This is a genomic window from Duganella sp. CF402, assembly GCF_900109645.1.
GTDB lineage: Bacteria > Pseudomonadota > Gammaproteobacteria > Burkholderiales > Burkholderiaceae_D > Rugamonas.
The window spans coordinates 1,984,971-1,998,196 of the sequence record NZ_FOBG01000001.1 but is presented as its reverse complement, the minus strand read 5'-3'; the positions used below and the strand labels follow the sequence as shown (position 1 = coordinate 1,998,196).

At 61.0% G+C, this 13,226-nt stretch carries 11 protein-coding genes; 9 read left to right on the top strand and 2 right to left on the bottom strand.

Annotation, left to right across the window (positions count from 1 at the left end; all coding sequences use genetic code 11):
- Positions 1-5: 5 nt before the first annotated feature.
- From BMZ70_RS08880 to BMZ70_RS08840, 9 genes are all read left to right on the top strand, one after another.
- Complete coding sequence (locus BMZ70_RS08880; RefSeq protein WP_092272575.1) at positions 6-1,037, top strand: aromatic ring-hydroxylating dioxygenase subunit alpha; 1,032 nt, start codon at positions 6-8, stop codon at positions 1,035-1,037.
- Positions 1,034-1,990: a PDR/VanB family oxidoreductase gene (locus BMZ70_RS08875; protein ID WP_092272572.1), complete on the top strand. Its 957-nt coding sequence runs from the start codon at positions 1,034-1,036 to the stop codon at positions 1,988-1,990. The genes BMZ70_RS08880 and BMZ70_RS08875 overlap by 4 nt, the downstream gene beginning before the upstream one ends.
- 18 nt (positions 1,991-2,008) lie before the next feature.
- Entirely contained in the window at positions 2,009-3,193 is a 1,185-nt protein-coding gene (locus BMZ70_RS08870; RefSeq protein ID WP_092272570.1) for an ABC transporter substrate-binding protein, read from the top strand.
- A 154-nt stretch (positions 3,194-3,347) separates the two neighbouring features.
- Positions 3,348-6,284, top strand: a complete 2,937-nt coding sequence (locus BMZ70_RS08865) for a TonB-dependent receptor domain-containing protein (protein WP_092272567.1) — start codon at positions 3,348-3,350, stop codon at positions 6,282-6,284.
- 14 nt (positions 6,285-6,298) lie between these two features.
- Positions 6,299-7,357 (top strand): alpha/beta hydrolase, encoded by a 1,059-nt coding sequence (locus BMZ70_RS08860; protein WP_165403496.1) that lies wholly within the window; start codon positions 6,299-6,301, stop codon positions 7,355-7,357.
- Positions 7,358-7,404: 47 nt separating this feature from the next.
- On the top strand, positions 7,405-8,079 hold the full coding sequence (locus BMZ70_RS08855; RefSeq protein WP_092272561.1) for a TetR/AcrR family transcriptional regulator: 675 nt from the start codon (positions 7,405-7,407) through the stop codon (positions 8,077-8,079).
- 102 nt (positions 8,080-8,181) lie between these two features.
- The gene (locus tag BMZ70_RS08850) at positions 8,182-9,060 is read left to right on the top strand and encodes a shikimate dehydrogenase (protein ID WP_092272557.1); all 879 of its coding nucleotides are present in this window, start codon (positions 8,182-8,184) and stop codon (positions 9,058-9,060) included.
- On the top strand, positions 9,041-9,910 hold the full coding sequence (locus BMZ70_RS08845; protein WP_092272554.1) for a VOC family protein: 870 nt from the start codon (positions 9,041-9,043) through the stop codon (positions 9,908-9,910). The genes BMZ70_RS08850 and BMZ70_RS08845 overlap by 20 nt, the downstream gene beginning before the upstream one ends.
- Positions 9,907-10,776 (top strand): sugar phosphate isomerase/epimerase family protein, encoded by an 870-nt coding sequence (locus tag BMZ70_RS08840; RefSeq protein WP_092272551.1) that lies wholly within the window; start codon positions 9,907-9,909, stop codon positions 10,774-10,776. The genes BMZ70_RS08845 and BMZ70_RS08840 overlap by 4 nt, the downstream gene beginning before the upstream one ends.
- Here the strand turns inward: BMZ70_RS08840 and BMZ70_RS08835 are convergent, their stop codons facing one another.
- A complete protein-coding gene (locus BMZ70_RS08835; RefSeq protein WP_092272548.1) occupies positions 10,777-11,751 on the bottom strand; it encodes a hypothetical protein in 975 nt (324 codons plus the stop codon).
- Positions 11,748-13,202, bottom strand: coding sequence for an AAA family ATPase (locus tag BMZ70_RS08830; protein ID WP_092272546.1), 1,455 nt, complete (start codon positions 13,200-13,202; stop codon positions 11,748-11,750). Before BMZ70_RS08830 ends, BMZ70_RS08835 begins: the two co-directional genes overlap by 4 nt.
- Between the last annotated feature and the right edge of the window lie 24 nt (positions 13,203-13,226).

The following is a 13,226-nucleotide window of genomic DNA, read 5'->3' as shown; positions in this document are numbered from 1 at the left end:
CGAAGATGTACCCAAAAAACACCTGGTACGTGGCTTGCACGCCCGACGAAATCGACGGCAAACCACTGGGCCGCACTATCTGCGGCGAGAAGATCGTGTTCTATCGCGGCGCGGAAGGGAAGGTCGCTGCGGTGGAGGACTTCTGCCCGCATCGTGGCGCGCCGCTGTCACTGGGCTTTGTGCGCGAGGGACAGCTGGTGTGCGGCTACCACGGCCTGGAGATGGGCTGCGACGGTAAGGTGGTCAGCATGCCGGGCCAGCGCGTGCGCGGCTTCCCGTGCATCCGCAGCTATCCGGTGGAAGAGCGCTATGGCTTTATCTGGGTCTGGACCGGCGACAAGGAGAAGGCCGATCCGGCGCTGATCCATCATCTCGAATGGGCCGACAATCCTGAGTGGGCTTATGGCGGCGGCCTGTATCATATCAACTGTGAATACCGCCTGATGATCGACAACCTGATGGACCTCACGCACGAGACCTATGTGCATGCGAACAGCATCGGCCAGAAGGAAATCGACGAGGCGCCGGTCAACACGCGCGTCGAGGGCGAGCAGGTCATCACCAGCCGTTACATGGAGAACATCATGGCGCCGCCTTTCTGGCGCGCGGCCTTGCGCGGCAACGGCCTGGCCGATGATGTGCCGGTCGACCGCTGGCAGATCTGCCGCTTCTCGCCGCCGAGCCATGTAATGATCGAGGTCGGCGTGGCGCATGCGGGCAAGGGCGGCTACGACGCCGCGCCGGAGCACAAGGCGTCCAGTATCGTGGTGGACTTCATCACGCCGGAGACGGAAACCTCGCACTGGTACTTCTGGGGCATGGCGCGTAATTTCAGGCCGGAGGACAAGGAGCTCACCGCCACCATCCGCGAAGGGCAGGGCAAGATCTTCTCCGAAGACCGCGAAATGCTGGAACTGCAGCAGCAGAACATCCTGCGCCATCCTGACCGCAAGCTGCTGATGCTGAATATCGACGCCGGCGGCGTGCAGTCGCGCCGCATCCTCGATCAATGGCTGGCGCAGGAGCAGGCATCATGAACGCCGACTTGCTGACCGTGCGGGTCGAGCGGCGCGACAACGAAGCCGAAGGCATTTGCAGCTATGAGCTGGTCAGCGCGGACGGTACGCCGCTGCCAGCTTTCACCGCCGGTGCGCACATCGACGTGCATGTCGCACCTGGACTGGTGCGCCAGTACTCGCTGTGCAATCCGCCGCACGAGCGGCACCGCTACGTGATCGGCGTGCTGCGCGATCCGGCCTCGCGTGGCGGTTCGCAAGCCATGCATGAACAGATTCGCGCCGGCGCCGCGCTCACTATCAGCGCGCCGCGAAACCACTTCCCGCTGGTGAATGCGCCGCGCAGCGTACTGCTGGCCGGCGGCATCGGCATCACGCCGCTGCTGGCGATGGCGGAAACGCTTTCGTCGCAAGGTGCGCAGTTCGCGCTGCACTACTGTACCCGCTCGCCCGAGCGCACCGCCTTCCGTGACCGCCTCCTGAGCGCACCCTATGCGGCGCAAGTGCGCTTCCATCACGACAGCGTGCAGCCGCTGGACCTGCCGGCGCTGCTGGCTGGGCTGGAACGCGACACGCACATCTACTTCTGCGGCCCGGCGGGCTTTATCGACCACGTGAAAGCCAGCGCCGCCGCCGCAGGCTGGCCACCGGAGCAACTGCACCTCGAATACTTTGGCGCGGCCGCCGCCGTGCCGATCGATGGCGACCAGCCGTTCGAAGTCAAGCTGAAGTCCAGCGGCAAGTGCTATACCATTCCTCCCGGCGTCACCGTGCTGCGCGTGCTGAACGACGCGGGCGTGTTCGTACCGGCGTCGTGCGAGCAGGGCGTTTGCGGAACCTGCCTGACGCGCGTGCTGGACGGCGTTCCCGATCACCGCGACCTGTATCTGACCGAAGCCGAACAGGCGGCCAACGATATTTTTGCACCTTGCTGTTCCCGTTCCAAAACCGCCAGCTTGCTGCTGGATTTATAAAAAAGTAGAGGAGACAACATGACACAAGAATTCAATCAGCAACGTCGCCATATCCTGCTGGGCGCCGCCGCGTTGTCGGCGGGTGTGCTGCCGTCCATCGCCAGCGCCGCCGAGCCTTTGAAGGTCGGCTTGATCGTGCCGATGTCCGGCCCGTTCGCTTCCACCGGGCGCCAGATCGAGGCGGCGGTCAAGCTGTACATGCAGCAGAACGGTGCGGTGGCCGGCGGCCGCCCAGTCGAAATCATCCTGAAAGACGACGGCGGCGTGTCGCCGGACGTGACCAAGCGCCTGGCGCAGGAGCTGGTCGCGCGCGACAAGGTGCAGGTGCTGGCCGGCTTCGGCCTGACGCCGCTGGCTTTCGCTGCCGCGCCTGTGGCCACGCAAGCCAAGGTGCCGATGATCGTGATGGCCGCCGCCACCTCGGTGATTCCTCAGCGTTCGCCGTACATCGTCCGCACCGGCTTCACGCTGGCGCAGGTGACCGCGCCAATGGCGCAATGGGCTGGCAAGAACAAGATCAAGTCGGTCGTGACCTTCGTCAGCGACTACGGGCCGGGGCTGGATGCCGAGAAGGTGTTCGTCAAGGGCTTCACCGAAACGGGCGGCAAAGTAATCGACAGCCTCCGTGCTCCGCTGCGCAATCCGGATTACGCGCCGTTCCTCGCCAAAGTGAAGGACCTCAAGCCGGATGCGCTGTTCGTGTTCGTGCCGTCGGGCGAGGGCGCTGCGGTGCTCAAGCAGTTCACCGACCGTGGACTGGCCGCCGCAGGTATTCGCCTGATCTGCACCGGCGATGTGCTGGACGATGACCTGATGGCCAGCATCGGTCCCGCCGCTGCGGGAGTGGTCAGCAGCCATCACTACTCTGCCGCGCATCCGTCGGCGGAGAACAAGGCCTACGTCGAGGCATTCGGCAAGGCCAATAAGGGCATGCGACCGAACTTCCACTCGGTCGGCGCGTACGACGGCATGCACCTGCTGTACCAGGCGCTCAAGCAAACCGGCGGCGACAGCAACGGCGACAAGCTGCTGGCGGCAATGAAGGGCATGGCATGGACCAGCGTGCGTGGCCCGGTCAGCATCGACCCGGCCACGCGCGATATCGTGCAGACGGTCTACATCCGCAAAGCTGAAGCTAATGGCGGGGCGTGGTTCAACGTGGAGTTCGACCAGGTCGATAAAGTGCGCGATCCCGGCGTGTAAAACCTGTGGCGGAATAGCTACGCGAGAATCGCGCCGCACCTGTGTGGCGCGATTTTTTTTAGCGCGCTGCAAAGATTCTGTTTGAAGTTAACTATCTAGTTAGTGTAATGTCTGCTCAGGATCAAAAAAACAACCACAACGACGGAGACAGCAGATGAACAAGATTCGCATCGGTGCGTGGCAAGGCTTCGCCCTGAAGAGCAGTGTGCTTGGTTTTAGTGCAGTAATCAGCGCGCAGGCGCAGACCGTGGCGGAAGCGCCGGCGGTGCCAGCAGCCGAAGATATGCCGAAGGTGGAGTCGGTGGTGATTACCGGTTCCCGTATCGCCACCCGCAACTACACCTCGCCCAGCCCCATCGTCGCCACCACCAAGGACGTGCTGCAGGAAAGCGGCAACGTCACGCTGGAAGCGACGCTGAACCAGCTGCCGCAGTTCACACCGTCCGGCACCGCCGCCACCGGCGGGCAGGGCACCGGCGCGCGCGCCACGCTGGACTTGCGCGGCCTTGGCGACAACCGTAACCTGGTGCTGCTGGACGGCCGCCGCCTGCCGCTGGCCAGCGCCTTCGGCCAGGTCGACATCAACACCGTGCCGCAGGCCGTCATCGACGGCATCGAAACCATCAGCGGCGGCGCCTCCGCCGTGTATGGCTCGGATGCGATGTCGGGCGTGATCAACTTCAAATCGCTGCGCAAGATGAAGGGCATCGTGTTCGACGTCCAATACGGTAACTCGCAGAAGAACGACCTGCGCAAGGTCAGCCCCTCGCTGACGGCGGGCACCGAGTTCGATGAAGGCAAAGGCTTCTCGTTGTTCTCGGTCAGCTATGACGACCGTGAAAGCCTGCCGGGCCGCGCGCGTCCGTTCTTCGCGCTCGGCGTGCCGTCGAGCTATCTGGGCACCAGCACCTATCTGCCGTCCGCCAACAACCTGCCGACGCAGGCCGCCGTCAACAGCGTGTTCGCCAAGTACGGCGTAACCGCGACGGTCCCGCGCACCAATAACCTCGGCTTCAACGACAACGGCACGCTGTTCAGCCAAAGCGGCGCGGTCAACTATCTTGGCGCCACCAGCGGCAACTACGCTCTCGTCGGCGGCAATGTGCGCATGCCGGTGCTGATCCAGAATGACTTGCTGAATGGCCTGCGCCGGGAAAGCCTGTTTGAAAAACTCGATTACCGCTTCATGCCGGAGCTGACTGGCTACGCCCAGTTCCTGCATACGCACTCGGTGGCGCACACCAACTCCGGCCGCACGCTGACCCAGTTCGGGCAGGGCGCCAATACGCTGGTGCCGCTGACCAATCCCTTCGTCCCGGCCGACCTGAAGACCATCCTGTCCTCACGCCCCGACGCCAGCGCGCCGTTCCTGTGGAATACCCGCTTTGTCGGCGTGCCGAACAAACAGTGGGACGAGGCTTACACGGTTGACCAGTTGATCGTCGGCGCGCGCGGCGAGCTGCCATTCCGCGACTGGAGCTGGGACGCCTACGTGTCGGCCGACCGCACGGTGCACGACCAGACCCAGTACAACGCGGTCCTGACTTCGCGCGTGCAGGAACTGCTGAACGCCAAGGACGGCGGCGCCTCGATCTGCGCCGGCGGCTTCAATCCGTTCGGCGATGCAAATTCGCAGTCGCTGTCGGACGCCTGCCGCAACTACATTTCGACGAATGCCCTGAGCCGCGAGAGTCTCACCCAACGTATCGCTGAAGCCAGCCTGCAAGGCACACTGGCCACGCTGCCGGCAGGCGACATGCAGTTCTCGGCATCGGCCAACTACCGCAAGAACACTTACGACTACGTGCCGGATTCGCAGCTGGCGGCGCAGAACATCGAGGCGGTGATTGCCTCGCAGCGCTCGTCGGGCAAGACCTCTGTGAAAGAGATTGCGCTGGAACTGCGCATCCCGCTGCTGGCCGATGCGCCGTTCGCCAAATCGCTTGGCGTCACACCGGGCTACCGCCGCTCCAACTACGATACCGGCGTCAATGCCGGCACCTACAAGGTGGAAGTGGAATGGACGCCGGTGAAGAACTGGCTGGTGCGCGGCGGCGTGCAGCACGCGATCCGCGCGCCGAATATCGGTGAGTTGTACAGCGCCGCCAGCGGCAATCAGGTGCAGTTCGGCAGCCCGCCAAACGGCGGCGAGCCTTGCGACGTGCGCACCGCTGCCCGCACCGGCGCCAACGCGGCGCAGCTGCGCGCACTGTGCGTCGCAACCGGCGTGCCGTCCAATGTGGTTGACAGCTACACCTTCCCGACTGTCGCCACGTCCACTGTCTCCTCGGGCAATCCGAACCTGAAGCCGGAAGTGGCGGATACCCGCACCCTGGGGCTGGTGTTCACGCCGCAGCTGCCTTGGCCGCTGTTCTCACAGCTGAGCGGTTCGGTCGACTACTACACCATCAAGATCAAGGACACCATTTCGGCGGTGCCGGCGGCATCGGCGCTCAACAAGTGCTACAACCTCGATGGCTCCAATCCGACTTACTCGGCATCGAATGCCTTCTGCCAGCTGATCTCGCGCGACGCCAACGGCTTGCTGACGCAAGTTTCGGCGCCGTACCTGAACCTCGGCCTGTTGAAGACTTCCGGCGTGGACGTGCAGCTGGACTGGCGCTTCCCGTTGTCGGCGGTCGGATTGTCCAAGGATGCCGGCACCTTCAACATCAACACGGCGGTCAGCTTCACCAACAGCTATCAATCGCAAGCGCTGCCGGGCGACGCCATCAAGGAATTCAAGGGCACGGTGGATACGGTGATTCGTCCGGCGTGGCAGTCCACCGTCACCTTCCGTTATGACCTGGGCGCCTTCTCCGGCAACCTGCGCTGGCGTCACATCCCGGCGATGGACGACGTCACCACCGTGACCCGTCCCGCCAGTCCGACCGCCGGCGTGGCCAAGTACGATATCTTCGACCTTGGCGTGCGCTACTCGCTGACCAAGAGCGTGACGCTGCGCGCAGGTATCAACAACCTGTTCAACCGCGATCCTGCGTATGTGCCGGGTAACCAGAATCTGACGCTGGCATCGACCTACGACATCATCGGCCGTTCCTACTACCTCGGCGTGCGGACCAAGTTCTGATCATGGGAGCGACGATGAAATTACACAAACTGGCGGCGCTGCTGGCCGCCTGCACTCTGCTGCCTGCGCTGGCGCAGCAGCAGGTCACGGTGGACGCCTTGGGCACGGCACATTTGCGCGAGGCCACCATCGAGCTGTCCAACGTTCTTAGCCCGGCTTCGCAGGAGATCATCCGTCGTAGCCGACCGACCGAGGGTCCGGGCGCCGCCAAGCCGCGCGAGACCACCGACATGGCCGAACTGCGCAAGGCCATGAACGCGGCTTTGCAGCCCAACGTGCAGCATATGCGCGACCTGTATCCGGTCGACGTGGAAGAGACCACGCTGAACGGCATTTCGGTCGCTATCATCACGCCCAAGGGCGGTGTGCCGGAAGCGAACCGCAACCGCATCATGATCAATGCGCCCGGTGGCGGCTTCCGTACCGGCATCCGCGCCAACGGTCTGCTGATCAGCATTCCGGTATCGGCGGTAGGGCGCTTCAAGGTGATCTCGCTGCTGTACCGGCAAGGCCCCGAGTACCGCTTCCCGGCGGCCACCGAGGACTTCACCAAGGTCTATCAGGCCGTGCTGAAGGACTACAAGCCGGCCAACATCGGGCTGGTGGGCTGCTCGGCCGGCGGCGCGCTGGTGGCGCAGAGCGTGGCCTCGTTCCAGAAAGCCGGCCTACCGGCGCCGGGCGTGATCGGCGTCTATTGCGCCGGTCTGGGCGCGCGATTCATGGAGGGCGATTCGGCGGTGTTCGCGGGATTGGCGACCGGTGCGAAGATCGCCATGCCGCCGGGGCCTTCCTACCTGGACAACGTCAGTGTCGACGATCCTGCGGTTACGCCGGCCAACGACCTGACAGTGCTGGCCAAATTTCCGCCGACGATCTTCGCCACCGGCACGCGCGATTTCGCCATGAGCTCCGCCGCCTACGGGCACCGGCGCCTGCTCAAGGCGGGTGTGGCGTCCGAGCTGCTGATCTACGACGGCTTGGGCCACGGCTTCATGACCAATCCGGACTATCCGGAGGCGCGCGACCTGTACGAAATCACCGCCAGGTTCTATGACAGGTATCTCGGCCGATGAGGTGCAGCTGGTGTGGCATGGGCTTTAGGTTCGGTTAGAATAATGCCATGACAGCAAAAATAACCAAACCTGCAGCCAAGGCGCCGCGCAAGAAGGCGGCGCCTGTGCCGGCGGAAGAAGACGGCACGCGCAGCCGCATCCTCAATGTCGCCATCCAGGAGTTTTCGCGCCTGGGCCTGAGCGGCGCGCGGATCGACGAGATCGCGGCGGAGACGGGCTCCAACAAGGGCATGATCTACTACTACTTCGGCAACAAGGAAGGGTTGTACGTGGCGGCGCTGGAAGAGAGCTACACGCGGTTCCGCCAGATCGAGCATGGCTTCCATCTGGACGACCTGCCGCCGATACCGGCGCTGCGCGCGCTGGTCGGCTCGACCTTCGACTATCACGCCGCGCACCCGGAATTCATCCGCATGGTGATGACCGAGAATATCCATAACGGCGAATACATCCGCAAGATCCCGACGCTGAAAGCCATCAACAAGCCGGCCATCGGCCTGCTGGAAGGCTTGTGCGCACGCGGTGTTGCGGAAGGCGTGTTCCGGCCGGACGTGGACCCGGTCGACCTGCACATGTCGATCAGCGCCCTGTCGTTCTACAACGTCTCCAACCAGCATACCTTCAGTTTCATTTTCGGCCGCGACCTCAAGGCGGCCGATGTCCACACCAAGCGCCGCGAGGCGGTGGTCGACATGATCCTGCGCTACGTGCGCGCCTCCTGAAAAGATGTCGCAAAACAGCCGAAACAAGGCTGTTTTTCGCTTGATATTAACTAACTGGTTAGTGTAGTATCGATTTAAACCTGACCTGACCGGAATCACACTATGTCCCTTACTGCACCACGCCGCATTCTGCTAGGCCTGATCGGAGCCGGTATCGGCCGCTCGCTGACGCCGGCCATGCACGAACGCGAGGCCGCCGCCAACGGCATGAACTGCCTGTACCAGTTGCTGGACATCGATCGCCTTGGCCTCACCGTCGAACAATTGCCGGAATTGCTGGATGCCGCCGAACTGCTTGGCTTCTCCGGCGTGAACGTGACCTATCCCGCCAAGCAGCACATCATCCCGCTGCTGGACGAACTGTGCGACGACGCGCGCGCCATCGGCGCGGTCAACACCGTCGTCTTCAAGGACGGCAAGCGGATCGGCTACAACACCGACTGGTGGGGCTTCGCTGAAAGCTTCAAGGCCAGCCTGCCGGATGTGACGATGGGCGAAGTGGTGCAACTGGGCGCCGGAGGTGCCGGCGCCGCCACCGCACACGCCGCGCTGATGATGGGAACCCGCACGCTGCGCCTGGTCGACGCAGACAAGAGTCGCGCCGAACAACTGGCGCAATCGCTCAACGCCCGCTTCGGCGAAGGCCGCGCGGTCGCCTGCACCGAACTGGAAGCGGCCATGCGCGTGGCCGATGGCCTGATCCACGCCACGCCGACCGGCATGGCCAAGCATCCCGGCCTGCCGCTGCCGGCCGAACTGCTGCGGCCCGGCCAGTGGGTGTCGGAAATCGTCTACTTCCCGTTGCAAACCGCGTTGCTGGAAGCGGCGCAGGCCAAGGGCTGCCGCACCATGACGGGCGGCGGCATGGCCGTGTTCCAGGCCGTGAAAGCATTTGAACTGTTCACCGGCGTGCAGCCTGACGCCTCACGCATGCAACAGCACTTCAAGGAGCTGCAAGCAAATGAAGACGCAAGAAAATAATCCGCTGCCGACCAATCCACTTGGGCTGGACGGCATAGAGTTTGTCGAGTACGCGACCTCCGAGCCATTGGCGTTGGGCGCGGTGCTGAACAAGATGGGCTTCGTGCAGGTAGGCCGCCACCGTTCGCGCGAAGTGGTGCTGTACCGGCAGGGCGGCATGAATGTGGTGGTCAATGCCGATCCTGTGGCGTGGGCGGTGGCCGATGCGGAGCGCGGCAGCACCACCTTGTCCGCCATCGCCTTCCGCGTGCGCGACGCCGGCGCCGCCTACCAGCATGCGCTGGAACGCGGCGCGTGGGCAATTCCGACCCGCGCCGGCGCGATGGAACTGAACATCCCCGGTGTGCATGGCGCGGGCGATTCGGTGCTGTACTTCGTCGACCGCTACCAGGACTTCTCGATCTACGACGTCGACTTCAAGATCAGCGACGCGCCGCTGCCCAAGCCTGTGGTGGAGGACATGGCCTTCTTCGGCGTGGTGCAGTCGATACGCCGCGACCGTACGGCGGAGTGGATCGATTTCTATCAACACCTGATGAACTTCCGCGTGGTGCCGCAGGGCGTGGTGCAGGGCGTGCTGCCTACCGGGACGCTGCTGGAAAGCCCGTGCAAGCGCTTCTACCTGCAGCTGATCGAACCACCGGCTTGTAGCGATGACGGCCACTGGGACGAGGAATTGATCCGCGTCGGCTTCGGCACGCGCGACGTGATGGGCGCGGTGCGGGTGCTGCAGGAGCGCGGCGTGACCTTTGTCGACCGGCCGCCGGTGCAGCCGTGCGAGAAGGGCGCGTTGACGCAGCTGTTCAAAGGCAGCGTCAGTTTTGAACTGGTCCACAGCGAGGTCGTATGAACCTGGGTAACTTTGGCATGGACACCATCACGCTGGCCGGCACGCTGGAGATGAAGCTGGAAGCTTCGCGCAGCGCCGGCTTTTCGCAGTTGATGCTGTGGGCGAAGGACCTGGTCAATTATCCGGGCGGGCTGGATGCGGCGGTAAAACTGGTGCGCGACAGCGGCATTCGCGTTACCGGCATCCAGGTGATGCGCGACTACGAGGGACTGAGCGGCACGCTGCACGAATACAAAGTCGATATCGCCAAGAGCATGCTGAGGATTTGCCAGGCGGTCGGCTCGCCGTTGCTGATGGTGTGCTCGTCGACTTCCAAGCACGCCAGCGGTGATCTGGATAAGATCGCGCGCGACCTCGCCAAGCTGGCCACGCTGGCAGTACCGCTGGGCGTGCGGGTCGGCTTCGAGGCCTTGTCGTGGGGCCGTAATGTGAGCGAATATGAGGTGGCGTGGGAAGCGGTGGAGCGTGCCGACCACGCAAACCTGGGCGTGGTGATCGACTCCTTCCACATGCTGGCCAACGGCGCGGTCTACGACACGGTCGACCTTATCCCGTGGAGCAAAATCGCGATGGTGCAGCTGTCGGACTTCATGTGGCGCGAGATCCGTTCCTCGGAAGAGCGGCTTGAAACCGCACGCCACCTGCGCGTCTTCCCCGGCGAAGGTGAGCACTCGGCGGAACTCTCGGACCTGGTGCGCCGGCTGGACCGCGCCGGCTATCGCGGCGACTACAGCTTTGAAGTCTTCAACGACGATTACCTGCAAATGGCGCCTGAACTGGTCGCCCAACGTGCCCGCCGCTCCGCTAAGTGGGTGACTGACCAGGTGCTGCGCCGCAGCCTGCAAATCCGTGGTGCTGCTTTGTGACTAGGGCCACTTGGCCAGCGAAGCAAAGTAGATATCACGAGACATTTTTCCGAGTGTACGGCACTTGTAATGGTCATCGTCGTAGGGATCGAAATTGAGAATGGTGGAGCTCTTCCTTGGAAGGTCTTCCTGTTTGCACATCTGATCGCGGCTACTGGCACCCTCGTTCGATTTTTCTTTCACCGCACGCGCTATCCGGTGAGCTTCGGCGACATGCGCCTGATATCTTTCGAATAGCTGAAAAGTACTGATTGCGTTTTCGGTCTTTTCACATTCGGAGTAGCTTTCCAAGGAAATTTCATACTCATCTTCGGGCTCACGTAGCATCTCTAGTACCAAGTCGTTTTTCGATTTAGGATCCTTGGCGGTCAATGAGAAGCGTATATTTTCGGCGTCGGTATTGGGGTGAGGATGGGGCGTAACATAAAAATTCTTGGTGTGCTTGAATCCGGGCCCGTTGCATTGGGCGCAGCAAGGAATCAGATTGCCTAACGATAGTGCAAGGAATGGATAGTCCGCCTGCGAGTAGTAGTGATCGAGCTGAGGCCTGAAGCCGCGTTTTTCCTTTTTGTCCGGGATAGCGGTTCTTGTACTGTGGACATGGCAGTAGGGACAGACTTTCCACTTCATTTTTTTACACAAACTATATGCGCTCCAACCCTTCGTATCGCGATCAGCAAATTTCGCATATTTGAAGATCGACTGGAATAGCGTCAGGGCTTTCTTGCGTAAGTTCGAGTTTTTCGGAAATTCGTTTTCAAAGATAGTGATAAGGGGCGAAAAGTCAGTTTGAAATGGATCTGCGATCGAGTTTCGATGTTGCGTAATGAAGTTCCATACTTTCTTCCCGTGAGTGCTGTGCGATAATTTTGGCTCATTTTGGTACTCCGCGATAAAGCTATCCATACAGTCATTGATATAGCTTACATGCGCGCAGACCGCATCGTTCCACATGCCTGAGATATTAATAATCATGACTTGCTTGCGTCTGCTGCGAGAATGGCCTTACGGATCGATTGGTCGCCAATCTCTCCGATGAGAGCCCTGTCAAACGGCGAGAGAACCCCTTCTTTTGCTAGCGCATGTAGGCGGCGGATGTGCTTTGCCGCATGCTCGCCAATTGAGCTGGACTTGAAAGAGCGCAGAATAATATCGTCCAATTCTGCGCCGAAGGTCTTTGCGCTGATTTTCATAATGTCCAGATTCTGAACCAGGCAGGACGGAACGTCGCCAGCAAGAATGGGAGAGTGCGAGGCTAGCATGATTTGCATGCAATGGAACGGGAACTTTTCGCGCAGACTGGCAAGAAAGTCGGTGAGCAGGGCGATGTACCGTCGCTGCCACTCCAGATGCAGGAACGCGTCACCTTCGTCTATAAGGATGACAAGATTGAATATCCGCCGATCCCACAGCTGCTGAGCCGCGCTATCGATATGAGTGAACTGGTCGACCAGCGACAGCATGCCGGAACTTAGGTTTTCCCATCGGAGCTCGATGGGCAAATCTGACCCTACGATGTCCTGATATGTGCGATGAGAGGTAATTTCAAAGCGAAGACGCGTACCACTCTGCTCAATGGAACCCTCCATGTCAGCATTTTGGTGTACCAGGTAGTGCAGGGTTGCTTTAGTCATCCGCGCATACTCCCCCATTTCTCTATGCTCTGAATGCTCGTCCCGGATCATGTGCAAATCGTCGAGGATGCCGTACAGTAGATCGTCGACGAAGTACTCTTCATCCACCAATTTTAATAGCGTTGCCAGTGCTATTTGTTGGCCGAATAGGGATTTCTTATCCAGGGCGTCCGATAGCGTTCTAAAAAAGCGATCGTAAAACTTGTCTAATGCGGGGATCTCACCCAGTTGGCGAATTGGCTCGCTGCGAAAAGGACCATCATAGTTTTCTCGTAGAAGCGCGAGATCATCGCGCAGGCTCTTGTCATTCAATTCAATGGGGAGCGCGAACAAAAAAGGAATAAATAACTCTGCAACTTCTTCGTAATCGTAGCCGATAGTCGCCTGGAGACGTGTTGGACTGTTGAGGTTTTCCGCAATCTCGCGGAAGCGTTCTATTGACTGGATCTCGCGTTTCTCGCTCCATTTTGGGGACGCATCGACCAGCTGTGCGGTTTGTTTAAATTTTTTTCGGTACGGTAAAGCTGTATAGTAAATTACGCCATACGAAGCATCGGGACCTGAGGTCGATGCGACGCGAGAGTTGCGCGTTGTGCGAACACTGCCTGACTCGCCTTCCGACCAAGTGCCAGCCACCAGTGAGGCAGCTTTCAATAGTCCGCTGGTCTTGCCGGAACCGTTCGACCCGATCAAAAGGTTAAATGATTCGACGTTGAAGATTCTGGAGAAATAATGTACTTGCGAAGTGCCGAAATTAAGCTGCGTTGAGCCGAAGGTGACGTGCTCGATCATGAGAAAATTCTGAGGTTAAGGTTC

Coding starts and splice junctions, on each gene's coding strand:
- BMZ70_RS08880 (WP_092272575.1), top strand. CDS start 6: ATGTACCCAAAAAACACCTGGTACGTGGCTTGCACGCCCGACGAAATC.
- BMZ70_RS08875 (WP_092272572.1), top strand. CDS start 1,034: ATGAACGCCGACTTGCTGACCGTGCGGGTCGAGCGGCGCGACAACGAA.
- BMZ70_RS08870 (WP_092272570.1), top strand. CDS start 2,009: ATGACACAAGAATTCAATCAGCAACGTCGCCATATCCTGCTGGGCGCC.
- BMZ70_RS08865 (WP_092272567.1), top strand. CDS start 3,348: ATGAACAAGATTCGCATCGGTGCGTGGCAAGGCTTCGCCCTGAAGAGC.
- BMZ70_RS08860 (WP_165403496.1), top strand. CDS start 6,299: ATGAAATTACACAAACTGGCGGCGCTGCTGGCCGCCTGCACTCTGCTG.
- BMZ70_RS08855 (WP_092272561.1), top strand. CDS start 7,405: ATGACAGCAAAAATAACCAAACCTGCAGCCAAGGCGCCGCGCAAGAAG.
- BMZ70_RS08850 (WP_092272557.1), top strand. CDS start 8,182: ATGTCCCTTACTGCACCACGCCGCATTCTGCTAGGCCTGATCGGAGCC.
- BMZ70_RS08845 (WP_092272554.1), top strand. CDS start 9,041: ATGAAGACGCAAGAAAATAATCCGCTGCCGACCAATCCACTTGGGCTG.
- BMZ70_RS08840 (WP_092272551.1), top strand. CDS start 9,907: ATGAACCTGGGTAACTTTGGCATGGACACCATCACGCTGGCCGGCACG.
- BMZ70_RS08835 (WP_092272548.1), bottom strand. CDS start 11,751: ATGATTATTAATATCTCAGGCATGTGGAACGATGCGGTCTGCGCGCAT.
- BMZ70_RS08830 (WP_092272546.1), bottom strand. CDS start 13,202: ATGATCGAGCACGTCACCTTCGGCTCAACGCAGCTTAATTTCGGCACT.